This window comes from Nonomuraea soli, from assembly GCF_013761175.1.
Classification (GTDB): domain Bacteria; phylum Actinomycetota; class Actinomycetes; order Streptosporangiales; family Streptosporangiaceae; genus Nonomuraea; species Nonomuraea soli.
In genome coordinates this window covers 1408536-1432407 of record NZ_JACDUR010000001.1, presented here as the reverse complement: position 1 = coordinate 1432407, position 23872 = coordinate 1408536, and the positions used below count along the sequence as shown (strand labels likewise).

Here is a 23872-nt window from a genome sequence, read left to right as displayed (position 1 = left end):
GCACGGCCCGGCGGGGTCGCAGGATGCCGTTATGGACACCATCGTTGTCGCGACCGACGGCTCCGCATCGGCCCTGGCCGCCGTCGAGTGGGCTGCCGATGACGCGGTCCGCAAGGGGCTGCCGCTGCACATCCTGCACGTGGGAACCGACGCCCGAGCCCTCGCCGCGGCGGAGCACGCCGCGCGAGCGAACAGGCTGGATCTGGCGGTGACCACAGAAGCGATCGACGGGGCGGCAGTCGCCGTGCTGCGAGACCGCGCGCGGAACGCGGCCGAGCTGGTGCTCGGCAACCGGGGGCTGGGCCGGCTGGCCAGCGAGGTGCTCGGCTCCGTCAGCCTCGGCGTCGCCGCCCAGGCGACCGGCATCGTGGTCATCGTCCGTCCATCCCCGCCCGTCGCCGGAGAGGTGGTCGTCGGAGTCTCGGAGACGGCCGACAGCGACGCGGCGCTGGCCCACGCGTTCGCCGAAGCCGCCCTCCGCGGGACCCGCCTGCTCGCGGTGCACGCGTGGCAGGTCCCGCCGCACGTGCTGGAGTTCGACCTCGACAAGGCTCGGCGGGCGGCCTACCGGCTGGCGCACGACAGGCTGGCGCCGCTGCGGCGCGCATGGCCCGACGTGCCCGTGACCGGGAACGTCGCCTGCGGCGGCCCTGCCGAGGTCCTGCTGACCGCAGCCAAGGACGCCGCCCTCGTGGTGCTGGGCCCGGGTCATCGCGGCGCGGTCGCCAGGGCGGTGCTCGGCTCGGTCTGCCACGGTGTGCTGCGCCGTTCGACCTGCCCGGTCGCCGTGGTCTCAGGACTGCCCGGGGAGCACCGGCTCAAGGTGGAACATTCTCGTCAGCACCTCGCCCGCCCCTGACTCCTCCGGCAGCCGCCCCGCGACGGCGGCGAGCACGTCGGTGGTGGTGATCAGGCCGACCAGGCGCCCGCCCCCGGCCAGGACCGGCAGCGCGTCACATCCCGCACCGAGCATGCGTGCGGCCACCTCGCCAAGGACCTCGTCCGGTGATGTGCACGGCGTGCGGCGCCGTCCGAGCAGAGCCCGCACGGTGCGCCGGGACTGCAGGTCCGGCCCGCCGTACCAGGATGCCAGCAGGTCCTCACGGGTCAGGAGGCCGACGAAGCGGCCCTGATCGACGACCGGCAGGTGGTGCACCTCGGCACGCCGCATCAGCTCCCATGCCATGAGCGGGGACTCCTCCGGCTTGATCGCCACGAGGATCCGGCTCATGACGCGCGATGCGGGCAGCTTCTCGATGTTCATGGTTCCTCCTTGCGCGGCCGGACGACGGCGACGGGACAGTGCACGTGGTGGAGGACTCCGTGGCTCACCGAACCCAGCAGGGCCGAGCCGACGGCGCCCAGCCCCCGGCTTCCGACCACGACCAGGTCCGCCGTGCTGGAAGCTCGGGCGATGGCCGACACGGGGTGCTCGCAGACGAGGTTCTCCTCGATGATCAGGTCGGGGTGACGCGCGCGCTGCTCCTCGACCTGCTCGCGCACCATGCCCGCGTAGTCCTGGAACGTCTCGGCCTGCAGGTGGCCCAACTCGGTGGCGTAGGGCGAGGCTGCCGGCGGCTGCCAGCCGTACACGACACGCAGCCGTGCCCGCCGGGCGTGGGCCTGGCGGATGGCGAAGTCCAGCGCGAGACGGGAGGGTTCGCCGCCGTTGAAACCGACGACCACGTCGCGGTGGACGACTCGCGGCAGACGCCGGACGACGACAGCGGGACCCGACGCGTGCCCGGCGACGCCGAGGCTGACCGAGCCGAGCACCAGCCCGGTGAATCCGCCCAGCCCGCGGCTGCCGACAACGACACAGTCAGCCTCGCCCGCTTCGGAGATCAGCGTCTCGATGACGGGCCCGCTCAGCATCGCCGTGTCGACCTACACGCCCGGCGCCAGGCGGCAGGCCTCCTCTTTCGCCGCCTTGAGCGCCAGCTCGCACAGCTGCGCGTACACCTCCGTCTGCTCGCACACGTGCACGAGCCGCACCCCTAGCCCACGGTTCCTGGCGTCCTCCGCCGCCCAGCCCACGGCGGCTGTCGAGGGCTCGGATCCGTCCACGCCGACGAGAATCACCGGGTTCATCGCCACCACTCCCCTCGCTCCCAGCGTGGCGGGCTCCAACCCGGCGTACATGAGGACGAAGTCCCTGGTCATGAGGACCTTCGGCCCCTGTCACGAGATGCGGCGAGTGATGCGCTGGTGGAATGGAGACCTATCCCGTTCGCGTCACGGCCCGGCTCGACGAGCCGCTGAGCCGCGGGCTGTGGATCGTCAAGCCGATCCTGGCCCTTCCGCACTACTTCCTGCTCGCCTTCCTGTGGATGGCGTTCGTCGTGCTGACCGCGGTCGCCTTCTTCGCCATCCTGTTCACCGGCCGCTACCCGCGCTCGATCTTCGCGTTCAACCTGGGCGTGCTGCGGTGGAGCTGGCGGGTGACCTACTACAGCTTCGGGGCGCTGGGCACCGACCGCTACCCGCCCTTCTCGCTCCAGGCCGAGCCCGGCTACCCTGCCACCCTGGACATCGCCTTTCCCGAACAGCTGTCGCGCGGGCTGGTCCTGGTCAAGTGGTGGCTGCTGGCGATCCCCCACTACGTGATCGTGGCACTGTTCACCAGCGGCAGCCTCGTCTCGTGGGACAACGGCGTCGCCAGGACCATCGACCTGGGCGGCGTCATCGGCATCCTGGTGATCATCGCCGCGATCACCCTGCTGTTCACCGGCCGCTATCCGCGCGGGCTCTTCGACCTGGTGACCGGCATGAACCGGTGGGCCCTGCGGGTCGCCGCCTACGCGGCGCTCATGACGGACGCCTACCCGCCCTTCCGTCTCGACCAGGGCGGAGAGGACCGCCCAGGCGAGTTCGCCCCAGTACCGCACGACGGGCACGACGGGCACGTCCGGCACACCGGCTCGTCCATCGCCGCCCTGTCGATCGGCGCGGTACTCGTCCTGGGCGCACTGGCCACCGCCGTCGGCGGAGCGGGGCTGGCGCTGGCCCGCGGCGACGACGGATACGTCAGCAGCCCGGTCAGGACAGTGACCACCTCAGGCTACGCGTTGACCAGCGAGGAGTTCGTCGTGGACCGGCCCGGGTCGGCGTTCCTGCGCGATCTGGTGGGCACCGTGCGAGTGCGGGCCGTCGCGGTGGATCAGCCGCTCTTCGTGGGCATCGCACGGCAGCGCGATCTCGACGAATACCTGCGTGGCGTGGCGCACGACCGGTTGCCGTCCCGGGGCGTCCTGCCGGGAGGCCCGCCGCCGACGCCGCCCGGCGTCCAGCAGATCTGGGCCGCGCAGTCGGACGGCACGCTCACCTGGACCGTCCAGCCCGGCGACTGGGCCTTCGTGATCATGAACGAGGACGGCGGCGCCGGAGTCGACGCCTCGGTCGCGGTCGCGGCGACCCTGCCGTCCTTGCGAGCCCTGACAGCTGGAACGCTCGCCGCCGCGGCCGTCCTGCTGCTGCTCGGAGCCGGGTTGATCGTGGCGGGTCTGCGGCTGGTCACCGTGGAGCACCCGGTGAGCGCGCCATGACCCCGGCCGTGATCGTCGGCGTGGACGGCTCCGCCTCCTCGATGCGCGCCACCGCGTGGGCCGCCTACGAGGCGGCGCTGCGCGACGCTCCCCTGCGGATCGTCCACGCCACCCTGCGCTGGAACGAGCGGCTGCCCCTGGTGCGACAACCACACCGCTGGGACGCCGAACGTGCCGTCTCCACCGGGATGATGCTCGACCGGGCGGTCCAGCGCGCCCGTGAGTGCGCACCGGGCGTCGACATGAGCGCGGAGCTGACCGACGGCGGCGCCGAGGACGCGCTGACCGCCATCTCCGACGAGGCGGCGCTCATCGTGGTGGGCAGCCGGGGACGAGGCGGCTTCGCCGGCATGCTGCTCGGTTCCGTGGGCCGGCACCTGACGGCCAGGGCCGCCTGCCCGGTCGCCATCGTCCGAGGGCAGCGTCCCCGGCACGGCGGCGAGGTCGCCGTCGGCGTCACGGGCCTGCCGGGGCAGGAGGCCGTGCTCGAGTTCGCCTTCCGCGAGGCGGAGCTGCGAGGTGCCGGGCTGCGCGCCGTGCACGCCTGGTCCCATCCGGCCACCAGAACGCCCGGCGACATGCAACCCCTCGTCTACGACACGGAGGAGGTCGGCCAGGAGGAGGGCAGGTTGCTCGCCGAGTCGCTGGCAGGTTGGCGCGACAAGCATCCGGACGTGCCCGTGCGCGAAGACGTACGGCACACGTCGGCCGGCGCCGCGCTGGTGCGGGTCTCGGCGGACGTGGGCCTCGTAGTCGTGGGGGCACGCGGCGGACTGCTGAGCCCCGGGCCCACGGCCCACGCGCTGACGCACCACGCCCGGTGCCCGATCGTGGTGGTGCGACACTGAGCGCATGATCTCCGGCCCACTCCGCGGCGACCTCCTGGCCGGGCTGACCGTGGCGGCCTACCTCGTCCCCCAGGTGATGGCCTACGCCACGGTGGCGGGCCTGCCTCCGGTCGCCGGCCTGTGGGCGGCACTCGCCCCGCTCGCCCTGTACGCCCTCCTCGGGTCCTCGAGCCGGTTGTCGGTCGGCCCCGAGTCCACCACCGCGCTCATGACCGCGGTGGCGGTCGCGCCCCTGGCGGCCGGCGATCCCGGCCGCTACGCGGTCCTGTCCGCCGCGCTGGCGATCGTCGCCGGCCTGCTCTGCCTGGTGGCCTGGCTGCTGCGACTCGGCTTCGTCGCCGACCTGCTGTCACGGCCGATCCTGGTCGGCTATCTGACCGGCGTCGCGATCATCATGATCCTCGGCCAGCTGGGCAAGCTGACCGGCGTTCCGATGGACGGCTACGACCTGATCGGCTTCGCGCGTGACCTTCCCGGACTCCATCTGCCCACACTGCTGATGGCCTTCGCCGTGCTGGCCTTCCTCTTCCTGCTCCAGTGGAAACTCCCGCGCCTGCCGGGCCCGCTGCTCGCCGTCCTGCTGGCCACCGCCTGCGTCACTCTCTTCGGCCTGGATGACCTCGGCATCAAGGTGGTCGGGCAGATTCCCTCCGGCCTGCCCACGCCCGCGCTTCCCGCCCCAGGCGACCTGCCCGCACTGCTGCTGCCCGCACTGGGCCTGCTGCTCGTCGGCTACAGCGACAACGTGCTCACCGCACGCTCGTTCGCCGCCAGGCACCGCCAGGAGGTCGACGCCAACCGGGAACTGCTGGCGCTCGGCGCGGCCAACCTGGGCGCCGGGGTGCTGCAGGGTTTCCCGGTCAGCAGCAGCGGTAGCCGTACCGCGCTGGCCGACGCCGCGGGCGCCCGCAGCCAGCGCTACTCACTCGTCGCCTTGGCGGGCGTGGTCGCGGTGCTGCTGTTCGCCGGGCCGCTGCTGGCCGACTTCCCCACGGCCGCGCTCGGCGCGATCGTCGTGTACGCCGCGATCCGGCTCATCGACCTGCCGGCCTTCCGCCGCCTGGCCTCCTTCCGCCGCAGCGAGCTGCTGCTCGCGCTGGCGGCCGCCGCCGGCGTGCTGGTCTTCGACATCCTGTACGGCATCCTGCTCGCGGTCGCGCTGTCGGTCGCCGAGATGCTCCACCGCATCGCCCGCCCCCACGACGCCGTCCAGGGGCTCGTCCCCGGGCTGGCCGGGATGCACGACATCGACGACTACCCGTCGGCCAAGACCGTTCCGGGCCTGGTCGTCTACCGTTACGACTCCCCGCTCTTCTTCGCCAACGCCCAGGACTTCCGGCGCCGCGCGCTGGCCGCGCTCTCCCCCGGAACGTCGTGGTTCGTCCTCAACGTCGAGGCCAACGTCGAGGTCGACATCACCGCGCTCGACGCGCTCGAGTCGCTGCGGGCCGAGCTGGATCGGCAAGGGGTCGTCTTCGCCATGGCCAGGGTCAAGCAGGATCTGCGGACGGCGCTCGACGCCTACGGCCTGACGGCTTCGATCGGCGAGGAGCGGCTGTTCCCGACCCTGCCAACCGCGGTCGACGCCTATCTCAACCGGCCAGCTGATACACCTCAGGACGGCGCCGCAACCACGCCAGGGACTCCTGCTCCAGGGAGCGGACCCACGTCGGAGTGAGCCCGAGCTCGGTGGCGACCTGACGTCGTGTGCGGGGCGCGTGCCCGTCCAAGCCGAACCGCATGCGCATGATCAGGGCCTGCCGGGGCGCCAGCGTGTCCACCGCCGGGAGGAGCGAGTCGTGCAGCAGGTGGTTCTCCACGATCTGCTCGGTGCTCTTGACGTCGGGATCGGCGAGCACCTCGCCCAGGGTCATGTCGAGGGTCACGCACGCCCACGGCGCCCGCACCGGGTGCGGAGGGATGCGGATGGTCCTCGCCCGCTCCAGCCCTTGCAGGATCGCCTTGCGAATCCACCACGTCGCACAGGTGGAGAACCGGGTCCCCCTCGTGTGGTCGTAGTGCTCGACGGCCTGGATGAGGCCGACGTTGCCGTCCTGGACCACGTCGGCGAAGGGCAGCCCTCGATGGGCGTACCGCTTCGCGACCGACATCACCAGCCGCAGGTTCGCGCAGATCATGCGCTCGCGCGCGGCCCTGCCGTCCGCGGCGACCGCCTCCAGATCGGGATCGTGACCTCGGGTTTCGAGGAGGTGCTCGGCGTACAGGCCCGCCTCGATGCGCCTGGCGAGGGCGACTTCTTCTTCCGCGTTCAGCAGGGGTGTGTTCATGTGATCACCGTCGCACCTGCCGGGCGTCCGGATCGAGGGACCATCGGCATGTCCCGGCGGGACGTTGGACTCGGGTTTCGTCGCTCCTGGCCGCGGGGCCGTCCATTGCTGGCAAGCGGCACGAGGGCGGCGGCCATATCTGGCACAGGCGGGCTGAATCACGCCGACCGGCCGGGGCCGTCGAGGCGGCTCCCGGCCGGGTACGGCCGTTCATCGGCGCGTGCGGATGACGGCCAGCGGGCAGGGGGCGTGATGCACCATGGCCTGGCTCACCGAGCCGAACACCAGCCCGGCGAACTCCGCGTGCCCGTGCGAGCCGACCACGAGCAGGTCGGCGTGCTCGGCCGCCTGCCGCAGCACCTCTGCGGGGTGGCCTCTCACGACCTCCCGCACCACCTCGACGTCGGGGTGACGCTCCTGCCAGCCGGCGAGGGTCTCCGCGAGCCGCCGCGTCTCGGCCCGCTCGTCGTCGAAGTCGTCGGGCACCGGCATGAAGCCGCCGCCTGCCTCCAACCACCGCCAGGCGTGCACGGCCCGCAGCCGGGCACCGCGCAGCTGAGCCTCGGCGAAGGCGAATCCGAGCTCCTTGGTCATGGCATCCGAGCAGTCGACGCCCACAACCACCTCAGCGTGCGGCCGTGACGGCAGGTCGCGCACGATGACGACGTCGCAGGGCGCGTGCCCGGCCACGCCGTACGCCACGGAGCCGACGAGCAGGCCGCGGATGCCGCCCAGGCCCAGGTTGCCGAGGACGAGCAGTTCGGCGTCGCGCGCCGCTTCGATCAGGGCCTGGCGGGGATCGCCCGGCAGGAAGGCCGAGTCGGCGGTCACCTTCGGCTCCTCACGGCGTGCCCGGTCGAGCCCTGCTTCCACGACCGATCGGGCACCGTCACGCATCCATGCGGCGACCTGCTGATAGTGCCCGGTGCGGTTCTCCAGGACCCATCGCGGCATCGCGTGCACGACGCGGAGCGGCACGTCACGCAGGCGCGCTTCCCTGGCGGCCCACGCCACCGCTTCCAGCCCGGCACGCGAGCCGTCGACTCCGGCCACGATCATGACGCTCTCCTTCGTTGGTGTGTCGGCTCCATGACACCGGCCGCCGGTCGACCGGCCCATGGCCGTTGGTCCTGGTCGGGCAGGACTTCGGTCCTCACTCTGCCGACGATCGCCACAGGGCAGGCGGCATGCCGGACGAGGGTCCGGCTGATCGGTCCGGACGAGCCCACGACGATGAGCCCTGCCTGCCACGAGGCCTCGAGCAGGGCGGCTTTCGGAGCACGGCCGACGGTCTCGACGTCGGCTTGGAGCTGTGCGTAGTGGTGCCGCCAGTGCTGCAGCTCGCTCCACGCCCAGCCGCTGCGCTGGGATCGGGTGAGATCGTCGGCGCCCGCGACCAGGACCTTCAGGGGGACCTGGCGAAGGACCGCTTCCTCGGCCGCCAGCCTCATCGCCTCGTAGGAAGCACCGAAGCCGAGCACGACGGGTCCGCTGGACTCGCCGCGCACGACCACCACCGGGCAGGGCGCGCCGGTGGCGACGCGGGCGCCCAGTGAGCCGCGCCGTGCTCCGACCACGAGGAGGTCCGCGTGCTCGCTCAGCGAGGCGAGCAGCGCCGCCGACGAGGCGCGTTCCAGGATCGTGCCGACGTCCAGAAGGGGATGGCTCCTGCGCAGCCGGCCGGCCAGGCCGTCCAGCACGCGCTGGGGCATGCGTGCCGCGAGGTCCTCCGGGATTCGCTCGCCGGGCCACTTCGGATAGGGCCACTTCCACCCCCGGCAGAGCGTGAGGGGCAGCCTGCGGCCGATCGCCTCGGCGACGGCCCACTGGGCGGCGCGCTCGGCCGCGGCAGAGCCGTCATAGCCCACCAAAACTCCTATTTCGCTCATATCTCTACGATCGCAAGGCGGGAGCTCCAGGGTTAGGGCCGTTATCCCCCGGCGGTGCGCCGAACGGCCCTACTACGGCTGCGCCCGGCGGCGGAGGCTGGGGCCATGAGCGAGAACATCGAAGTCCTCTGGCAAGGCGGCGACAGCTTCGACATCGACATCCGCGACCACGTCGTGCGGACCGACCAGCCTCGGCTGGACAGCGGGCCCACCCCGGTCGAGCTCTTCGTCGGCGCACTGGCCTCGTGCGTGGCCCTCTACGCGGTGCGCTACCTGCGCAGGCGGCAGCTGCCTTCGGGACTGTCGGTCACCGCCCGCTACGAGATGGCCGACAACCCGCAACGCGTCGGCCGGATCGACCTCGAGGTGCACGCGCCCGGGCTCCCGCCGGGATTGCGCAGGTCCTTCGAGGCGGTCATCGAACACTGCACCGTGCACAATTCCTTGCGGCAGCCCGCCGAGGTCGGCTTCACGATCCTGGCTTCCGGCGATCAGGAAGCCGTCCCCGTGTGACCGTCAGAAGGAACGGCGGTAGCCGCTCGCCGCTCGGATACGGGCCAGCGCCATCGTCTGAGCCGCCTGGCGCGGCAGGCAGTTCTCGCGCGACGTGCGATCCAGCAGTTCTGCCACGTTGTCGCCGATCTTCTCCGCGATGGCGGCGAACGCCTGGGTACGGCTCCCGCCCGCGTGCTCGACGGCCGCGCAGATCACGCCCCCGGCGTTGGCGATGATGTCGGGGATCGACAGCACCCCCCGCCCGTGGAAGATCCGTTCCGCGTCCGCGGTGGCGGGCAGGTTGGCGCCCTGGAGGATCACTCTGGCGTTCACCCGTGCCGCGTTGCGGCGATCGAAGACGTCGGCCTGGGCGGCGGGGACGAGGATGTCGCAGTCGAGCTCGCCGACCGTGTGCGCGGTTCGCGGGACGCCTCCGGGGAAGGCGGCCACCTGATCGCCCTGCCGCTTGAAGGCGACGAGCTTCGGCACGTCCAGCCCCTGCTCGTTGAAGACCGCTCCCCTGCTGTCGGACACCCCGATCACCCGGGCGCCGCGCTCGGCGAGGGCGAGGGCGGCATGCGTGCCCACCGCGCCGAACCCCTCGATGACGACGTCGGCCCCCTCCAGCACGAGCAGCCCCTTCAGCGCCAGGGCGTCCGCGCAGCAGGCCAGGCCGTATCCGGTGGCGCCCACCTCGTCCAGGGGGATCCCGCCCAGGGCCGACGGCAGGCCGACCGCCCGGCCGATCTCGTCGTGGACGATCGCCATGCATGACTCGTCGGTTCCCATGTCGGGCCCGGGGATGTAGTCCGTGAGGTGGGCGATGGCCCTGGCGAAGGCCCGCATCAGGCGTTCGCGCGAGATCCCGTCGAGGTCGGCCGTGCGCCTGATGCCCGCCTTGCCGCCGCCGTGCGGGAGCCCGGCGGCGGCGTTCTTCAGGGTCATAGCCCTGGCCAGACGTGCCACCTCCACGGTGCTCACCGTGGGCGTCAGCCGTACGCCGCCGATGGCCGGGCCGAGAGCGAGGTTGTCCACGACCACCACCGCCTCCATCCCCGGCATCGGCCGCAGGTGCACGACCTCGGCCGGTCCGAGCTCGTCGGCGTGCCACTCATGCATGACTCCTCCTCCATCGAAGAACGATCACGGCGACCGCCGTCCAGGCGGCCACCACGGCGAGATCCGCCCACGGCCAAGGCCCGCCGGTCAAGGCGGACAGCAGGGCGTGCGAGACGTGCTTGATCGGGAAGACGTCCCCGACGGACTGCAGGACACCGGGCAACGGCCCGCCGATGACGAACACGTCCGAGACGAAGGCGAGCGGCAGGAAGGTACCCAGGGCCACGGCGTTGGCGACCTGCTGCTTGGAGGCGAGCTCGCCCACCAGGACACCCAGCGAGGCGAAGCAGGCGGCGCCGATGGCGATCGCCGCCGTCAGGCCGGGGAGCGCTCCGAACGTGACCGTCACGCCGTACCCGAGACCGGCGACCACGCCCAGGACGACGGCGGTGGCGGCGGTGACCAGCAACGCGCCCGCCAGCCGCCCGCCGTAGTAGGCCCAGCGCGGCAACGGGGTGCCGGCCAGCCGCTTGCGCACCCCTTTCTCGCGGTCACCCGCCAGCGCCTCGGCCAGGTTCAGGTAGCAGGCCGCGCCCACGGTGTAGGTGATCATCGCGGCGAGCATGAACACCGGCAGGTCGACGCCGTTCACGATGGCACCCTGGAAGATGAGGGAGACGAGCGCGAACAGCAGCACCGGCAGCGCGACCGTGAAGAACACCGTCGCCGGCTCGCGGCGCAGTCCGGTGAGCGCGTGCGCCGTCTGGTCGAGCAGGACGGACCGGCCCACTCCGCGCCGGCGGGAAACCCGGACCGCGGCTTGCCTGCCGGGTCGGCGCTCCCAGCGGAAGCGCCACAACGCCACTGCGGCCCCGCCTGCCCCCCATGCGGCGAGCACGGCGAGGTGGTCGGCGGACCAGCCCGCGCCCGTCAGGTACGGGTTGAAGCAGTCCCGTACCGCGTTGGCCATGTGGCGCAGGGGGAAGATCCATCCGACGGTGTCCAGCCAGGCCGGCAGCTTCCCGCCCACCAGGATGACGTCGGAGATGAACGCCAGGGCCAGCAGCAAGCCGGTGCCCAGGAGCTGGACCGCCGCGGAGCTGCGGACCAGCGCGACCACGCCGAAGCCCAGCGCGGTGAAGGTCAGGGCACCGAGCAGGAGGGTCACCAGAAGGGCGGGTAGGGTACGCCAGACGATCTGCAGGTCGTAGAAGACCAGTCCCACGCCCAGCAGCAGCACGACGGTGATCACCGAGATCACCAGCACCGAGCCCGCCAGGCCGGCGAGCACCGCCCAGGCGGGCACCGGGGTGCCGCGCAGGCGCTTGAGCCAGCCCCGGTCGCGTAGATCGGCCAGGTGGAGCGTCAGCGCGCCGAAGCATCCCTGGGCGACGCCGAACACGGTCATCACCGGGACGACGAACTGCATGACCCGCACGCCGGTGGCCGGGTCGACGGTCTGGTTGCCGACCGCGGCGCCGACGATCACCATCATCAGCACCGGCATCGCCACCGTGAAGATCGCCGCGAGGGGGGTGCGGAAGAACGAGAGCACCTCGTGCCGGACAAGTCGCGTGATCATGACTCCACCAGCTCCAGGTAGACCTCCTCCAGGGTCGGCCGCGTCGCTGTGAGGTTCGCCAGCTCCGTCCCTCGTTCCAGGGCCCAGCCGGTGAGGGTGTGCAGGTCCCTGGCAGGCTGCCTGGTGTGGACGGACACGGCGGAGCCGTCCGCCTCGACGCGGCCCGTCAGCGACGGCAGGTCCGCCAGGGCCGTGCCGTCCGGCAGCCGGAAGGAGACCACGCTGACGCGCTCGGCCTGGCCCAGTGAGTCCGGCGAGCCGATCGCGACCAGGTGCCCTTCGCGCAGCACCGCGACCCGGTCGGCGAGTTGCTGGGCCTCGTCCATGTAATGGGTGGTGAGCAGGATCGTGGTGCCCGAGTCGCGCAGGCCGTCGATCAGCTCCCAGGCCCGGTGCCTGGCCGACGGGTCGAAGCCCGTGGTCGGCTCGTCCAGGAACAACAGCTCGGGCCGCCCGACCAGGCCGAGCGCGAGGTCCAGGCGCCGGCGCTGGCCTCCGGACAGGGTCCGCACCCGGGCGTCGCGCTTGTCCTTCAGCCCCACCTGCTCGATCACCTCGTCGGGCAGGCGCGGCCTGGGATAGAAGCCCGCGTAGAGCCGGACCAGCTCGACGACGGAGAACTCCTCCTCGAACCCCGCTTCCTGCAGCACGATGCCGATGCGCTCGCGGTAGGCCCGGCCTCCGGTCGCCGGGTCGAAGCCGAGCACCGACACCGTGCCGCCGTCGCGGATGCGGTGGCCCTCCAGGATCTCCACCGCCGTCGTCTTGCCCGCGCCGTTGGGGCCGAGCAGCGCGAACACCTCTCCCGGCTCGATCGTGAAGCTCACCCCGTCGACCGCGCGCACCGGGCCGTAGTGCTTGCGCAGCCCTTCCACCGTCACCGCGGACATCACTGCTCCTTCTGGATACGGGTACCGGCCTCGCCCTTGAGGACGAGTGCCATGTCGTTCAGGTGGCCGATCAGCGTGGCCCGGCCCGTCGCGGTCACGAAGCGGCGGGCGGCCTCGATCTTGGGCCGCATGGATCCGGGTGCGAAGTCGCGGGGATCCAGGTCATTCGGGGTGACCGTCCCGATGGGACGCTCGTACGGGGTGCCGTGGTCCTGCATGACCGCGGGCACGTCGGTCAGGATGACCAGCAGGCCGGCGCCGAGCCGCTCGGCGAGCAGCGCGGCGACGAGGTCCTTGTCCACGACGGCCGCCACACCGGTCAGGTCGGGCAGGACAGGAACTCCGCCTCCGCCGCCCGCGATCACCGTGCAGCCCGACTCCAGGAGCCGGGCGATCACCGGCAGCTCGACGACGCGCACCGGAGTGGGCGAGGCCACGATGCGCCGCCAGCCGTACCTGTCCTTCTTGAAGGCTCCCTCGTCACCCGGCTCCGGGTAGTAGGGGCCGACGGGCTTGCTCGGGCATGTGAAGGCCGGGTCGTCGGCGTCGACGACCACCTGCGTGACCACGGCCGCCACCGGCCTGTCCGACGCCCTGCCGATCCCCTGGGCCAGCCAGTAGCCGATCATGCCCTGGGTCTCCGCCACGAGGGTGTCCAGCGGGTAGCCGCGCTCCAAAGTGGGGTCGCGCTCGCTCTCCTCGGCCAGCAGTCCCACCTGCGGGCCGTTGCCATGGACGATCAGCAGTTCGTGCTCGGCGGCCACCGCGGCCAGGTCGCAGGTGACGGCTCCGACGTTGCGCAGTTGCGTGGCGGCGTCGGCCCGTTCCCCTCGGCGCAGCAGTGCGTTCCCGCCGATGGCCACGACGACCCTCATGACGCACCGCCGAGCACGGTCTCCAGGACGGCCTGCGCGACCGGAAGCCGGTTGGCCGCCTGCCGGAAGACGGCTGAGGCGGGACCGTCGATCACCTCCGCGGCGACCTCCTCACCGCGGTGGGCGGGCAGGCAGTGCATGAAGATCGCGTGGGGGTGTGCCGCGGCCATCAGCTCCGGGGTGACCCGGAACGGTTCGAGGATGGCGTGTCGTTCCGCTCGCCGAGCCTCCGGATCTCCCATGGAGGTCCAGACGTCGGTGTAGACGACGTCGGCGTCCTTCACGGCGTCGAACGGATCGTCGCCCATCCCCGGACCGGCCGTCGACATGGCCATGCCCGCGAGCGCGGCGGCCTCGCCCAGGCTGGTCGAGACGTTGTTCCTCGCACCGACGTAGGCCAGTTTGCGTCCGGACAGCTCGCCGAAGTACTCCCGGATGGTCATCAGGTCCGTGATCGCCTGGAGCGGGTGGTGGCCGTCGGTCAGGGCGTTGACCACGGGGATGCCGGAGTGCAGCGCGAACTGCTCGACGTCGGCGTCCCGGTAGGTGCGGATGACGGCGGCCGCGGCGTAGGAGCCCACGACCTTGGCGGTGTCGGCGATCGTCTCACCCCGCCCCAGCTGCAGCTCGTCAGGGCCGACGGTCAGCGGCACGCCGCCGAGGCGCACGACGGCCGTCTCGGTGGACAGGCGGGTGCGTGTGGAGGGCTTGGCGAAGTACAGCAAGGCGGTGCGGGCCTTGAGCACCTGGCGTGAGGCGTAGGGGTGCCGCTTGAGGTGCTCGGCCCGCTCCAGCAGGTATTCCAGGTCCCACGGGTGGAGGTGGGAGATGCGCAGCAGGTGTCGCATGGTCAGGCCGCCTTCTCCACGACGTGGGTGTTCTGGCGCTCCTCGCGGCGCTTGAGCCAGACGTAGACGGGCACTCCTGCGAGCAGCAGGAGGAAGCCCTTGTACACGACCTCGTAGCCGGAACCCGCGATGGTCCACAGCGAGTAGCCGAAGGCCAGCACCGCGATCGTGGCGTCGACGGCCAGGCGCCGCCCGGCGAAACGTTCGCGGTCGGTCAGGGCCAGCATCAGCTGGGCCATGGCCGAGTACGCGTACGGGATGAGCGTGGTGAGAGTGGCCAGCAGGATCACGAAGTTGAACTGCTCGACGAGCCCGGCGTTGTAGTTCATGAGCATCAGCCCGGTGACCAGGACGCTGGAGACGATCAGGCCGACGGCGGGCGTGCCCCAGCGGGTGAGCTTGGCGAAGACCGCGGGGAACAGCCCGTCGCGGGCGGCGGCGAGAGGCACCTGGCCCTGCAGCAGGATCCATCCGTTGAGAGCGCCGAAGGCGCTGATGATCGCCCCGATCGCCACCGTGGTGCCGGCCCAGTCTCCGAACATGGCGGCCGCGGCGTCGGCGAAGGGCGCGGTGGACTCCACCAGGAGTTGTCTTGGCACGGCGGCGAAGACCGCGACGGTGCCCAGGATGTAGACGGCGGCGGTGACGACGGTGCCGACGATCGTGGCGCGCGGGATGGTCCGCTCGGGGTCGCGCACGTCCTCAGCGGGAACGGTGGCGGATTCGATGCCGATGAAAGCCCACAACGTCAGGGCCGCCGCGGCGCTCACCGCGCCGAAGGTGCTCTGGTCGCTGGGGTTGAAGGGTGTGAAGTCGCCGCCGTCGACGAAGAACGGCGCCGCGACGGCCAGGGCCACCAGCGGGAGCAGCTTGGCGATCGTGGTAACGACCTGGACCCAGCCGCCCTGCCGTACGCCGCGCACGTTGACGGCGGTCAGCGTCCAGATGGCGGCCAGCGCGACGCCCGCGGCCAGGAGCGCCGTCTCGGCGACGGCGGGCCAGAAGTATCCCAGGTAGCTGACGAAGGCCACCGCGATGGCGGCGTTTCCGGCCCAGACGGCGATCCAGTAACCCCAGGCGGTCTGGAATCCCACGAAGTCGCCGAAGGCCCGGCGCGCGTAGGCGTAGGGCCCGCCCGTCCTGGGGTAGGCGCGGCCGAGCCTGGCGAAGACGAGTGCCAGCAGGAGCGCGCCGGTGGCGGTCAGCGCCCAGGCCAGGAGGCTGGCGCTGCCGAAGGCGGCCAGGGAGGCGGGCAGCAGGAACACGCCCGAGCCGATCATGTTGCCGACGACCAGCGCGGTCGCCATCCATGATCCCAGCTTGCGCCGCTGAGGTAAGGCGGTGACGGACATGGCAGTCCTCCTTGATGTCACCTCAAGCAGACCTGGCGCGGGCGGCCAGGCCTCCGGGCGAAGGTCACCGGTCCGGGGGACCTTGGGCCTGTCTCAGCGAGAAGTAGGCCTCTTCCTCCTGGGCGAAGTGCAGGGTCAGCACGGCGTGCAGGCCGTACAGGCAGGCGCGCAGGTCGTCGAGCTGGTCAGGCCCGGGGCCGTCCGGCCCGGCGAGCTCCACGTGGTGGCCCAGCCTGCGGACGAGCCGGTCGATCTCGGCGTGAGCCCGGCTCATCGTCATGGTCGCCTCCGGGCCGCCCATGGCAGGGAGCAGGCGGCGTTCCTCCGCCTGCTCGTGGGGAAGCAACTCGTCGCGGAGGAAGGTGTGCACACGGCGTATCCCGTCCAGCGTCCGTGCGGGCGGTTCGGTGCCGACGCCGTCCGCGACGTGGCGGACGAGGTCGAGCGGCGGCCGGAGCCTCACGTGCTCGTCGGCGAAGCGGCGCAGCAGGGCCTCCGTCTCGGGATCGGGCACGGCCCGCGGCCCCGAGCGCAACGCGCGCAGGGCGTTGACGATGACCAGCACGTCGATCGCTTCCTGCAACAGCGCGCCCGCAGCCGGTGGCAGCAGGCCCAGGGCGGCCACCACCATGGCGACGAGAGACAGGCCGATGCCGACGGCCGCGCTCTGGATCGCGATGCGGCGCGAGCGGCGGGCGACGTCCATGGCGTCGGCGAGCCGGTCGAGCCGGTCGCCGGTGAGCACCACGTCCGCCGCCTGGGTGGAGGCGGCGGAGCCTCGGGCTCCCATCGCCACACCGACGTCCGCGGCGGCCAAAGCCGGAGCGTCGTTGATTCCGTCTCCCGCCATCACGGTCACCGCATGCCGGGCCTCGGCCTGGACGCCCTCGACCTTGGCGGCCGGTGTCTGCTCGGCCAGCACCCGGTCGATGCCGAGTACGGCCGCGACGCCCTCGGCGACCTCTTTCCGGTCTCCGGTGAGCATCACCACGCGCCCGATGCCGGCCGTACGCAACCGCAGGAGTGTGCGGGCGGCGTCCGTTCTGACGTTGTCGCGAAGCAGGATCACTCCTGCGACCGAGCCGTCAACACGAACCCATACGGTCATCGCGCCGTCCAGGGCCGCTCTGGAACGCTGCTGGGACATCCAGGGAGAGTCGCCCGCCGCCTTGCCCACCTGGACGTCGTGGTCCGCGACCCGCGCGCTGGTCCCGCGTCCCGGTTCCTCCCGCATTCCCGCGGGGACCGGAAGCGTCAGACCGCGCTCGCGGGCGGCACGGACGATGGCCGCTGCCAGGACGTGCGAGGACTGCTGATCCACCGCCGCGGCAAGGCGCAGGATCTCATCCGCGTCATGGCCCGGGGCGGGCACGACATCCACGACCTGCGGCCTGCCGGCGGTGAGGGTACCGGTCTTGTCGAGCACCAGCGTGCGTGCGCGCCCCAGGGTCTCCAGAGCGGCACCGCCCTTGATCACCACCCCGAGCCGGGCGGCCCGCGACAGTCCCGAGGCGATCGCCGCCGGAGCGGCCAGCAGCAGCGGGCACGGAGTGGCCACGACCAGGACGGCGACCGCGCGCACCAGCTCACCGCTCGACAGACCCGCGGCGCCGGCCACCAGGAGGGTGGCGGGCAGAAACCAGGCGGCGAAGCGGTCGGCGAGCCGTACGACCGGTGCGCTGGCCGTCTCAGCCTCGCGGGCGAGCCGCACGACACCGGCGTACGAGCTGTCCTCGGCGCTGACGGCGGCCCGCATGTCGAAGGCGGGCCCGGCGTTGACCACGCCGCTGCGCACCCTGGTGCGCTCGGCGGGAAGCGACTCGCCCGTCAGGGCCGACTCATCCAGCAGCGCGGTCCCCTCCACGACGACTCCGTCCGCGGGGACCATCTCGCCGCTCGCCACCAGCAGGAGATCCCCAGGACGGACCTGCGCGGCCTCGATCTCGTACGGCACGCCGCCGGTGTAGCGGCGGGCGGTACGGGGTGCTCGTTCCTGGAGCGCGACCAGGTCACGCTTGGCCCGCCGGGAGGCGTAGTCCTCCAGCACCCTGCCACCGGCCAGCATGATCGCGATCAGGGCGCCCGCGAGGTACTCGCCGACCACGAGCGTGCCCGCGAGGGCGAGCACGGCGATCGCGTCGACGCCGAGCCTGCGCTGCCGCAGCGCGCTGACCACCCACCAGATCGCGGGAGCGATCGCCAGCGAGGTCGCGGCCGCCCAGGCCAGGTCTCCCGCCTGCGCCGAGCCCAGCAGGTGGAGCAGCCCGCCCGCCACCAGTGCGAGGGTCAATGCGGCGAGGAACCACCTCATCCGAGATCACGTCTCCTGAAGGCCGTCACACCCGCGAGGACGGCCATCAGGGCGATGCCGGTCAGGACGACCGGTGGCGCTACCTCCATGGCGGCGCCGGGGAGCTTCGGCGTGTGTGCGAACGGCGACAGATCCATGACCCAGGGGTCGAGCTTCAGGAGCGGGCCGAGCTCACCGAGCAGGACGAAGGCCAGGAGCACCGCCCAGACGCCTGCCAGCACGCGGGGAGCCGCGCCGAAGACCACGGTGGTGATGCCCACGAGCACCCAAGCAGCTGGGAGCTGTACCAGCGCCGCCCCCAGCAGCCGCCAGGTCTGGCCGGGATCGCCGATCTGTGCGCCGTGGGCGATGCCCGCGCCGAGTCCCATCAGCGCCATCAGCAGGGCGCAGCCGAGAACGGCGATCGTCAGGTGGCTGAGCGCGTACCGGGCCCGCCCCACCGGAGCGGCCAGCAGGAGCTCGTTCTCCTCGCCCCGCAGGCGCATCGCGGCCTGCACGCCGTACACGGAGGCGATCACGCCGGTCATGCTCAGTTCGAAAGAGAGGAAGGCGTCGGTGAGCCTCGACGTACCGCCCAGCGCCGTGATGAGTTCCCGCGCGCCCTGGGCGTCGAAGAACTCGCCCACGGTGGACGAGATGTTGCCGAAGACCAGGCCCAGGAGCAGGAAGGACGCGGCCCAGGCCAGTAGCGGGCCGCGCTGGAGCCTCCAGGCCAGGGCGAGCGGGCTGCGCAGAGACGGGGCCGCCGTGGCCGGTCCCTCGCGGTCGGCCAGCAGGCCCGCTCCCAGGTCACGCCGTACGGCCAGCGCATGGGCCAGGGCGGCCGCCGCCGCGGCGAAGCCGACGGTGATGAGCAGGACCCACCACCGGTTGCCCGCGTACGGGCGGAACTGCTGGCCCCAGCCGATCGGCGAGAGCCAGGTGAGCCACTCGGGCTGGGCGGCGTCCGCGATCGCCCGGAGGACGTAGACGACGCCGAGCACCATGGACGACAGCCCGACAGCCGCGCGAGCGCTTCTGGTCAGCTGGGAGACGACCGCGGCGATCCCGGAGAAGGCCAGCCCGACGCTCGCCCAGGCCAGGCCGAAGACGATCGACCCCTCCACCGGCAGTCCGGCGGCGATCAGCCCGGAGGCGGTCAGCACCGCCAGCACCACGTTGGCGCCCAGCGCGACCAGCACAGCGGCCGCCAGCGGCGCGTGGCGGCCGACCGGCGTCGCGCCGACCAGTTCGAGCCGTCCCGCCTGCTCGTCGGCGCGGGTGTGACGGACCATCACGACGATCGCGAAAACAGCTACGAGTGCGGCGCCCAGGCCGCCCATCTTGATGATCGCCAGGGCGCCGACGGACGTCGGATCGTAGATCTTGCCGTACAACGCCACGAGCGACGGCATGGCGTTCATACCGTTGGCCGCCAGGATCCGCGAGGACTCGGTCGGGAAGAGCGGCACCGTGGCGGCGGCGGAACCGGCCGCCATGACGACGAATGTGAGGATCCAGGCGGGTAGCAGAAGCCGGTCACGGCGCAGCGCCAGCCGGACGAGCTGGAGTGTCGCGTTCATCTCCGCTCTCCGTAGTGACGCAGGAACAGCTCCTCCAGGGTGGGCGGGTGGCTGCTGAGGCTGCGCACGCCGGCCGCGGCGAACTGCTTGAGCAGATCGTCCAGGTGTGCGGCGTCGATCTGAAGGCTCACGGTCGTGCCCTCGGCACGAAGGTCGTGAACACCGGGCAGGCCCGCCAGGTCGATCGGGATGACCAGCTCGGCCTTGACGGAGGTGCGGGTCAGGTGGCGCAGGTCCGACAGGGTCCCGGTCTCGACGGTCCGGCCCGCCCGGATGATCGTCACCCGGTCGCAGACCGCCTCGACCTCGGCCAGGATGTGGCTGGAGAGCAGGACGGTACGGCCCGCCCTGCGCTCCTCGGCCAGGCAGTCGCGGAAGGTGGACTCCATGAGCGGGTCCATGCCGAGCGTGGGCTCGTCGAGCAGGAGGAGCTCGGCGTCGGAGGCGAGTGCGGCGATGAGGGCGACCTTCTGCCGGTTCCCGGTGGAGTACGCGCGGGCCTTCTTCGTCGGGTCGAGTTCGAAACGCTCCACGAGCGCCGCGCGCCGCCCGGCGTCGGCCCGGCCTCGGAGTCTGCCGAGCAGATCGATGATCTCGCCTCCGGTGAGGTTCGGCCAGAGGGTGACGTCGCCCGGCACATAGGCGATTCGCCGGTGCAGTTCCGCGGCATCGCGCCAGGGGTCACCGCCCAGCACGCCGACCGTGCCCGCCTGGGCTCTGAGCAGGCCGAGCAGAATACGCAGCGTCGTGGTCTTGCCCGCGCCGTTGGGCCCGAGGAAACCGTGCACCTCGCCCCTGGCGACGTCCAGGTCCAGGCCGTCGAGCGCGCGCGTCCGGCCGAAGGACTTGACCAGGCCGGAGACGGAGATTGCGGTAGCCATACCACGCAAGCTACGGACCGTCGCGGCGCGTCTGGAGGGCCGAAGGTCCCTGCTCAGAGGACCTTCGGCCCTACTCGACGTCTCTTGGCCGGCGAGAACATCGCCACCATGACCGAACCGATCGTCGCGTGCGTGGACGGCTCCCGCTCGGCGATGTCCGCCGCGCTGTGGGCCGCGGACGACGCCGCCCTCAGCGGACGGCCGCTGCGCCTCGTCCACGTCGCCGAACCTCTGCTGCAAGGCGTGACCGCCACGGTGGTCCGAGACGGAACCGCATACTCGGAGTGGGGCGCCGCGCTGCTCGACGAGGCCGTGACCCTGGTGCGATCGCGGCACGATGGCCTGGCGATCACCACGGAGTTGCTTCACGGCGACGTCGCACCATCACTGTCCGAGGAGGCCACCCGGGCGGCCGCGCTGGTCGTCGGCAGCCGGGGACTGGGCGGGTTCACCGGACTGGTGCTGGGCTCGGTCGGCGTGAAGCTGGCCGGCCACGTCGACGTGCCGGTCATCGTCGTGCGAGGCCCGCACGTGCTGCTGCACCGCGAGATCGTCGTCGGCGTCGACATGTCGGAGGCCTCGCGTGCGGCCCTCGACTATGCCTTCGCCATGGCCGAGCGCCGCGGGTGCGCGCTGCGCGTGATCCGCACCTGGTACGTGCCGCCGTCGAAGTACGAGCTCGCGCTGCAGCTGTACGGCGAGCAGGTCGCCGAGACCGAGGGCAAGATGCTGCACGAGATGCTCGGCCCATGGCGAGAGGCCCATCCCGGGGTGCCCGTCACCGCGTCGATGATCTATGGGCACCCCGTGGGCGCGCTGTGCGACGCCTCCGCCCATGCCGACCTGGTGGTCGTCGGCTCGCGCGGTCGCGGGACGATCGGGTCGGCGCTTCTGGGCTCGGTCAGCCACGGTGTGCTCCACCACGCCTCGTGTCCGGTGGCGGTCGTCTCAGCTCACCGGCGTCCCGCCAGCAGGTAGGCCACCGGCCCGACGGGCTGGACGAAGATCCCCAGCCACCACAGGCCTTTGCGGCCCCGGATCTGCTCGGCGGGCCTGGACCACAGGTCTCTGGCCGCCATGGCCGTGAGCGTCAGCTCGATCGACCCGGCCACGAGGATCGCGCCTCGCTGCCCGGGCGTCAGCTCGTGCCACTTCTTGTTCACCGCCGTGCCCTCCTCTTCAGATAACGCCCGATGACGAGCAGGGCGACGATCGCGACGGTCTGCGCGCCCATGATGACCTTGGTGTAGTCGATGGCGGGCAGCCACCGGACCTCGTCGTCGGTGACGACGAACACGCCGGCGGGTGTGGCGCCCAGGCCGAACCCGCCACCCGATCCCTCACCGGGGCGCTCGCCCTCCTGCTTGCCGCTGCCGCCGCCACCGCCGCCCGCGATGCGGGCCACCGGGATGACGGTCATCCCGTTGCGCGTGCTCGGTTCGCCGAACACCCGGCCGACGGTGACGGAGTCCTGCGCTTTGTCGATCATTTCCGTGATGTCCATGCCTCAACACTCCCGCTGAGGATGTGGGCGCGAAAGGAGGACAAGGTCCTCGGCGCCGGGGGCCTAGGGCTCTGAACGCGCCACCGTCCTGCGCGCACACTGGCCGCGGACACGAAGGGTGGAGGATCGGGGATGGAGACCTTTCGTCGCGCCGGCGCCGCCGTGGTCTGGACGGCGATGTGGGTGGGCTGCGCTGTCATCACGCGTGGGGACGCCGACGCCTTCGGGGCGATGATCCCCCTTCTGGCCGCGGGCAGCCTGCTCGTTCTGCTGTCATACGCCCATCGCGCGGCTGTCGCGGGCTACGTCGTCAGCTCGTTGTCCGCCACGGCCGCCGTCCTGGCCGGCACGCTGCTGGTGCTCGGCGACACCCCGTACCTCGTTCCGATGGTGTGGCTCCTGGGCGTCGGCGGCCTGTCCACGGCGGCCTTGGCTCCGGTCTACTGGACGATCAGAACGACGCGCCGCGGTTCCGCGCATCGGAGGACAGGGCGCCCTCGGCGATGACGGGCCGGGTGGTGGCGCCATGGCCGCCCACCGAGGATCGTCCGCATCACGACGCATGCCCTGCCGGGACGACGCGTGCGTCCGGGCCGGGGAAGACCAGGCTCTCGCGGCCGTCGTCGAGCCAGCGGACCCGGTAGGGCGGCGATCCGTCCAGGTGGCCGACCTCGATGACCAGGCCCGTCCGCCGCAGATTGCCACCCTTGGTGCCTTCGACGACCAGTTTGTCGCCGACTGCTGCCTTCATGGTGTCCTCCTCGTGTCCGCCTGCTCCCAGGCGGCGTCCCAGTCGGCATAGCGCCGCCGGTTCAGCGCCCATCTGAATCCCAGGAAGACGAGGCACAACGTCGCGGCCACGCTCGCCACGACGAAGGTCCCCGCGTGGATGGCCTTCAGCCTGACCGCGGGCTCGTCCAGCGGCGCGGCGGTGAGCTCCCCGCCGGCGTCGATCCAGACCGTCGTGGTCGTCCCGGCCACGGCGGTCGGGAGCACCGGGATGCGGCCACCGCGTTCCTCACCCGATGGCGACAGCCAGCGCGCCTCCGCGTCGGACGCCTGCTGCGTGAACTCGCCGAAGGACAGGTCCAGCGTGGCGGCGTCCTGCAGCAAGGTCGCCTCGGCCTGGTGGCGGAGGCCGCGGTCGGCGCGCTCCTGGCCGGCCACCAGGCCTGCCACCCAGGTCGCGGGCCACAGGCTCAGGACGATCAGGGCCACGACCATCCACACCCCCATTGCCTCCAGCCGATCGCTCGGCCTGCGTAACGGGTTGTCGCGCTTCAGGTACAGACGAATCAGTCTCCTCATGGCTCTACCGTGCGACGTGGCGATCGGCAGGTGCAGAGTCGCAAGGCTCGGATCGCGAAGGACTTTTGGCCTTCACGATCCGCTCGACCAGCCAGGCCACCCCGGCCACGATCACGGCGACGGCGGCGGCCACCGGCACGATCAGCTGGTGGTGCTCCCTGGCGGCGCTCCCGGCGAGGTTGCCGACGAGCAGGTAGAGGCCGACCCAGGCCATCGCACCCGCCATGGCCCGCCGGACGAACCGCCTGTACGGCACGCCGAGGGCACCTGCCAGCACCGGCGTGAGCGCGTGCACCACGGGAAGAAAGTAGGCCAGGGAGAGCACCACGCCTTCGCCCACAAGCGCCTCCGCTCGTCTCCACCGGCGATCACCCACCCACCTGCCCGCTCTCCCGTACCGGATCCCGGGGCCGAAGCTTCGCCCCAGCAGGTAGCCGCCGCTCGCGCCCAGGTAGCAGCCGGCCAGGCCCGCGACGCCCGCCAACGCCAGCTCGGCGGGACCGTTCAGCGCGCCTCCCACGGCCAGGATGGCGAGATCACCCGGAACCAGCAGCCCGAGGAGCAGTGACCCTTCGGCAGCGAGGGCGATGAGAAGCAGCAACGCGCCCAGGAGGGGATCGTGAACGTCGAGCACG

Annotated in this window: 27 protein-coding genes; 7 read left to right on the top strand and 20 right to left on the bottom strand. The window is 71.9% G+C overall.

The genetic code is table 11. The features are described from left to right. The first annotated feature begins 31 nt into the window (after positions 1 to 31). Positions 32 to 859 carry a universal stress protein gene (locus HNR30_RS06840; RefSeq protein WP_181608764.1) on the top strand — a complete coding sequence of 276 codons (828 nt, stop codon included), beginning with the start codon at positions 32 to 34 and terminating at the stop codon, positions 857 to 859. On the opposite strand, the gene HNR30_RS06835 is transcribed toward HNR30_RS06840, so the two are convergent. From HNR30_RS06835 to HNR30_RS47375, 3 genes are read right to left on the bottom strand one after another with little or no spacing between them, the layout of a single operon-like run. Then, positions 794 to 1264, bottom strand: coding sequence for a CBS domain-containing protein (locus HNR30_RS06835; RefSeq protein WP_181608763.1), 471 nt, complete (start codon positions 1262 to 1264; stop codon positions 794 to 796). The two genes, HNR30_RS06840 and HNR30_RS06835, sit on opposite strands and share 66 nt — an antisense overlap. After that, on the bottom strand, positions 1261 to 1875 hold the full coding sequence (locus HNR30_RS06830) for a universal stress protein (RefSeq protein ID WP_246377196.1): 615 nt from the start codon (positions 1873 to 1875) through the stop codon (positions 1261 to 1263). The genes HNR30_RS06835 and HNR30_RS06830 overlap by 4 nt, the downstream gene beginning before the upstream one ends. 12 nt (positions 1876 to 1887) lie before the next feature. Next, a complete protein-coding gene (locus HNR30_RS47375) occupies positions 1888 to 2163 on the bottom strand; it encodes a universal stress protein (RefSeq protein WP_246377194.1) in 276 nt (91 codons plus the stop codon). Positions 2164 to 2213: 50 nt separating this feature from the next. Between HNR30_RS47375 and HNR30_RS49950 the strand changes: the two genes are divergently transcribed. From HNR30_RS49950 to HNR30_RS06815, 3 genes are read left to right on the top strand one after another with little or no spacing between them, the layout of a single operon-like run. Then, a complete protein-coding gene (locus HNR30_RS49950) occupies positions 2214 to 3545 on the top strand; it encodes a DUF4389 domain-containing protein (protein WP_181608762.1) in 1332 nt (443 codons plus the stop codon). Continuing rightward, on the top strand, positions 3542 to 4393 hold the full coding sequence (locus tag HNR30_RS06820; protein WP_181608761.1) for a universal stress protein: 852 nt from the start codon (positions 3542 to 3544) through the stop codon (positions 4391 to 4393). Before HNR30_RS49950 ends, HNR30_RS06820 begins: the two co-directional genes overlap by 4 nt. A 4-nt stretch (positions 4394 to 4397) precedes the next feature. Then, on the top strand, positions 4398 to 6071 hold the full coding sequence (locus tag HNR30_RS06815) for a SulP family inorganic anion transporter (RefSeq protein WP_181608760.1): 1674 nt from the start codon (positions 4398 to 4400) through the stop codon (positions 6069 to 6071). Here HNR30_RS06815 and HNR30_RS06810 read toward each other — a convergent pair. From HNR30_RS06810 to HNR30_RS06800, 3 genes are all read right to left on the bottom strand, one after another. Next, positions 5986 to 6681 carry a sigma-70 family RNA polymerase sigma factor gene (locus HNR30_RS06810; protein ID WP_181608759.1) on the bottom strand — a complete coding sequence of 232 codons (696 nt, stop codon included), beginning with the start codon at positions 6679 to 6681 and terminating at the stop codon, positions 5986 to 5988. The genes HNR30_RS06815 and HNR30_RS06810 overlap by 86 nt on opposite strands. Before the next feature lie 210 nt (positions 6682 to 6891). Continuing rightward, positions 6892 to 7740, bottom strand: a complete 849-nt coding sequence (locus HNR30_RS06805; RefSeq protein WP_181608758.1) for a universal stress protein — start codon at positions 7738 to 7740, stop codon at positions 6892 to 6894. After that, complete coding sequence (locus HNR30_RS06800; protein ID WP_181608757.1) at positions 7737 to 8549, bottom strand: universal stress protein; 813 nt, start codon at positions 8547 to 8549, stop codon at positions 7737 to 7739. Before HNR30_RS06800 ends, HNR30_RS06805 begins: the two co-directional genes overlap by 4 nt. A gap of 126 nt (positions 8550 to 8675) precedes the next feature. Between HNR30_RS06800 and HNR30_RS06795 the strand changes: the two genes are divergently transcribed. Further along, positions 8676 to 9083, top strand: coding sequence for an OsmC family protein (locus HNR30_RS06795; RefSeq protein ID WP_181608756.1), 408 nt, complete (start codon positions 8676 to 8678; stop codon positions 9081 to 9083). Positions 9084 to 9086: 3 nt separating this feature from the next. On the opposite strand, the gene HNR30_RS06790 is transcribed toward HNR30_RS06795, so the two are convergent. From HNR30_RS06790 to HNR30_RS06750, 9 genes are all read right to left on the bottom strand, one after another. Further along, positions 9087 to 10184 (bottom strand): Glu/Leu/Phe/Val family dehydrogenase, encoded by a 1098-nt coding sequence (locus HNR30_RS06790; RefSeq protein WP_181608755.1) that lies wholly within the window; start codon positions 10182 to 10184, stop codon positions 9087 to 9089. Then, a complete protein-coding gene (locus tag HNR30_RS06785; RefSeq protein WP_181608754.1) occupies positions 10177 to 11706 on the bottom strand; it encodes an ABC transporter permease in 1530 nt (509 codons plus the stop codon). Before HNR30_RS06785 ends, HNR30_RS06790 begins: the two co-directional genes overlap by 8 nt. After that, positions 11703 to 12596: an ABC transporter ATP-binding protein gene (locus HNR30_RS06780; RefSeq protein ID WP_181608753.1), complete on the bottom strand. Its 894-nt coding sequence runs from the start codon at positions 12594 to 12596 to the stop codon at positions 11703 to 11705. Before HNR30_RS06780 ends, HNR30_RS06785 begins: the two co-directional genes overlap by 4 nt. Further along, positions 12596 to 13471, bottom strand: a complete 876-nt coding sequence (locus HNR30_RS06775) for an amino acid kinase family protein (RefSeq protein ID WP_181608752.1) — start codon at positions 13469 to 13471, stop codon at positions 12596 to 12598. Before HNR30_RS06775 ends, HNR30_RS06780 begins: the two co-directional genes overlap by 1 nt. Further along, the gene (locus tag HNR30_RS06770) at positions 13468 to 14319 is read right to left on the bottom strand and encodes an ornithine carbamoyltransferase (protein ID WP_181608751.1); all 852 of its coding nucleotides are present in this window, start codon (positions 14317 to 14319) and stop codon (positions 13468 to 13470) included. Before HNR30_RS06770 ends, HNR30_RS06775 begins: the two co-directional genes overlap by 4 nt. A 2-nt stretch (positions 14320 to 14321) precedes the next feature. Further along, positions 14322 to 15671 carry an amino acid permease gene (locus HNR30_RS06765; RefSeq protein ID WP_181608750.1) on the bottom strand — a complete coding sequence of 450 codons (1350 nt, stop codon included), beginning with the start codon at positions 15669 to 15671 and terminating at the stop codon, positions 14322 to 14324. 64 nt (positions 15672 to 15735) lie between these two features. After that, positions 15736 to 17982, bottom strand: coding sequence for a heavy metal translocating P-type ATPase (locus tag HNR30_RS06760; protein ID WP_181608749.1), 2247 nt, complete (start codon positions 17980 to 17982; stop codon positions 15736 to 15738). Beyond that, a complete protein-coding gene (locus HNR30_RS06755; RefSeq protein ID WP_181608748.1) occupies positions 17979 to 19544 on the bottom strand; it encodes an ABC transporter permease in 1566 nt (521 codons plus the stop codon). Before HNR30_RS06755 ends, HNR30_RS06760 begins: the two co-directional genes overlap by 4 nt. Then, on the bottom strand, positions 19541 to 20425 hold the full coding sequence (locus HNR30_RS06750) for an ABC transporter ATP-binding protein (protein WP_181608747.1): 885 nt from the start codon (positions 20423 to 20425) through the stop codon (positions 19541 to 19543). The genes HNR30_RS06755 and HNR30_RS06750 overlap by 4 nt, the downstream gene beginning before the upstream one ends. A 108-nt stretch (positions 20426 to 20533) precedes the next feature. Here HNR30_RS06750 and HNR30_RS06745 point away from each other — a divergent pair, with 108 nt between their 5' ends. Continuing rightward, the gene (locus HNR30_RS06745) at positions 20534 to 21403 is read left to right on the top strand and encodes a universal stress protein (protein WP_181608746.1); all 870 of its coding nucleotides are present in this window, start codon (positions 20534 to 20536) and stop codon (positions 21401 to 21403) included. Here HNR30_RS06745 and HNR30_RS06740 read toward each other — a convergent pair. Beyond that, positions 21379 to 21588 carry a PLDc N-terminal domain-containing protein gene (locus HNR30_RS06740; RefSeq protein ID WP_181608745.1) on the bottom strand — a complete coding sequence of 70 codons (210 nt, stop codon included), beginning with the start codon at positions 21586 to 21588 and terminating at the stop codon, positions 21379 to 21381. The two genes, HNR30_RS06745 and HNR30_RS06740, sit on opposite strands and share 25 nt — an antisense overlap. Beyond that, the gene (locus HNR30_RS06735) at positions 21585 to 21929 is read right to left on the bottom strand and encodes a spore germination protein GerW family protein (RefSeq protein WP_181608744.1); all 345 of its coding nucleotides are present in this window, start codon (positions 21927 to 21929) and stop codon (positions 21585 to 21587) included. Before HNR30_RS06735 ends, HNR30_RS06740 begins: the two co-directional genes overlap by 4 nt. A gap of 132 nt (positions 21930 to 22061) precedes the next feature. Here HNR30_RS06735 and HNR30_RS06730 point away from each other — a divergent pair, with 132 nt between their 5' ends. Continuing rightward, positions 22062 to 22436 carry a hypothetical protein gene (locus tag HNR30_RS06730; protein ID WP_181608743.1) on the top strand — a complete coding sequence of 125 codons (375 nt, stop codon included), beginning with the start codon at positions 22062 to 22064 and terminating at the stop codon, positions 22434 to 22436. Positions 22437 to 22482: 46 nt separating this feature from the next. Here HNR30_RS06730 and HNR30_RS06725 read toward each other — a convergent pair whose 3' ends face one another. From HNR30_RS06725 to HNR30_RS06715, 3 genes are read right to left on the bottom strand one after another with little or no spacing between them, the layout of a single operon-like run. Further along, the gene (locus tag HNR30_RS06725; RefSeq protein ID WP_181608742.1) at positions 22483 to 22680 is read right to left on the bottom strand and encodes a DUF1918 domain-containing protein; all 198 of its coding nucleotides are present in this window, start codon (positions 22678 to 22680) and stop codon (positions 22483 to 22485) included. Next, positions 22677 to 23237 (bottom strand): Rv1733c family protein, encoded by a 561-nt coding sequence (locus HNR30_RS06720; protein ID WP_181608741.1) that lies wholly within the window; start codon positions 23235 to 23237, stop codon positions 22677 to 22679. The genes HNR30_RS06725 and HNR30_RS06720 overlap by 4 nt, the downstream gene beginning before the upstream one ends. Before the next feature lie 4 nt (positions 23238 to 23241). After that, positions 23242 to 23871 (bottom strand): DedA family protein, encoded by a 630-nt coding sequence (locus HNR30_RS06715; protein WP_181608740.1) that lies wholly within the window; start codon positions 23869 to 23871, stop codon positions 23242 to 23244. Between the last annotated feature and the right edge of the window lies 1 nt (position 23872).

Bases quoted from the DNA above. Each gene is read 5' to 3' on its own strand.
- HNR30_RS06765 (WP_181608750.1), bottom strand. From the start codon at position 15,671: ATGTCCGTCACCGCCTTACCTCAGCGGCGCAAGCTGGGATCATGGATG.
- HNR30_RS06785 (WP_181608754.1), bottom strand. From the start codon at position 11,706: ATGATCACGCGACTTGTCCGGCACGAGGTGCTCTCGTTCTTCCGCACC.
- HNR30_RS06735 (WP_181608744.1), bottom strand. From the start codon at position 21,929: ATGGACATCACGGAAATGATCGACAAAGCGCAGGACTCCGTCACCGTC.
- HNR30_RS06790 (WP_181608755.1), bottom strand. From the start codon at position 10,184: ATGCATGAGTGGCACGCCGACGAGCTCGGACCGGCCGAGGTCGTGCAC.
- HNR30_RS06730 (WP_181608743.1), top strand. From the start codon at position 22,062: ATGGAGACCTTTCGTCGCGCCGGCGCCGCCGTGGTCTGGACGGCGATG.
- HNR30_RS06725 (WP_181608742.1), bottom strand. From the start codon at position 22,680: ATGAAGGCAGCAGTCGGCGACAAACTGGTCGTCGAAGGCACCAAGGGT.
- HNR30_RS06775 (WP_181608752.1), bottom strand. From the start codon at position 13,471: ATGAGGGTCGTCGTGGCCATCGGCGGGAACGCACTGCTGCGCCGAGGG.
- HNR30_RS06745 (WP_181608746.1), top strand. From the start codon at position 20,534: ATGACCGAACCGATCGTCGCGTGCGTGGACGGCTCCCGCTCGGCGATG.
- HNR30_RS49950 (WP_181608762.1), top strand. From the start codon at position 2,214: ATGGAGACCTATCCCGTTCGCGTCACGGCCCGGCTCGACGAGCCGCTG.
- HNR30_RS06830 (WP_246377196.1), bottom strand. From the start codon at position 1,875: ATGCTGAGCGGGCCCGTCATCGAGACGCTGATCTCCGAAGCGGGCGAG.
- HNR30_RS06755 (WP_181608748.1), bottom strand. From the start codon at position 19,544: ATGAACGCGACACTCCAGCTCGTCCGGCTGGCGCTGCGCCGTGACCGG.
- HNR30_RS06780 (WP_181608753.1), bottom strand. From the start codon at position 12,596: ATGTCCGCGGTGACGGTGGAAGGGCTGCGCAAGCACTACGGCCCGGTG.
- HNR30_RS06835 (WP_181608763.1), bottom strand. From the start codon at position 1,264: ATGAACATCGAGAAGCTGCCCGCATCGCGCGTCATGAGCCGGATCCTC.
- HNR30_RS06760 (WP_181608749.1), bottom strand. From the start codon at position 17,982: ATGAGGTGGTTCCTCGCCGCATTGACCCTCGCACTGGTGGCGGGCGGG.
- HNR30_RS06815 (WP_181608760.1), top strand. From the start codon at position 4,398: ATGATCTCCGGCCCACTCCGCGGCGACCTCCTGGCCGGGCTGACCGTG.
- HNR30_RS06805 (WP_181608758.1), bottom strand. From the start codon at position 7,740: ATGATCGTGGCCGGAGTCGACGGCTCGCGTGCCGGGCTGGAAGCGGTG.
- HNR30_RS06820 (WP_181608761.1), top strand. From the start codon at position 3,542: ATGACCCCGGCCGTGATCGTCGGCGTGGACGGCTCCGCCTCCTCGATG.
- HNR30_RS06810 (WP_181608759.1), bottom strand. From the start codon at position 6,681: ATGAACACACCCCTGCTGAACGCGGAAGAAGAAGTCGCCCTCGCCAGG.
- HNR30_RS06770 (WP_181608751.1), bottom strand. From the start codon at position 14,319: ATGCGACACCTGCTGCGCATCTCCCACCTCCACCCGTGGGACCTGGAA.
- HNR30_RS06720 (WP_181608741.1), bottom strand. From the start codon at position 23,237: ATGAGGAGACTGATTCGTCTGTACCTGAAGCGCGACAACCCGTTACGC.
- HNR30_RS06840 (WP_181608764.1), top strand. From the start codon at position 32: ATGGACACCATCGTTGTCGCGACCGACGGCTCCGCATCGGCCCTGGCC.
- HNR30_RS06795 (WP_181608756.1), top strand. From the start codon at position 8,676: ATGAGCGAGAACATCGAAGTCCTCTGGCAAGGCGGCGACAGCTTCGAC.
- HNR30_RS06750 (WP_181608747.1), bottom strand. From the start codon at position 20,425: ATGGCTACCGCAATCTCCGTCTCCGGCCTGGTCAAGTCCTTCGGCCGG.
- HNR30_RS47375 (WP_246377194.1), bottom strand. From the start codon at position 2,163: ATGACCAGGGACTTCGTCCTCATGTACGCCGGGTTGGAGCCCGCCACG.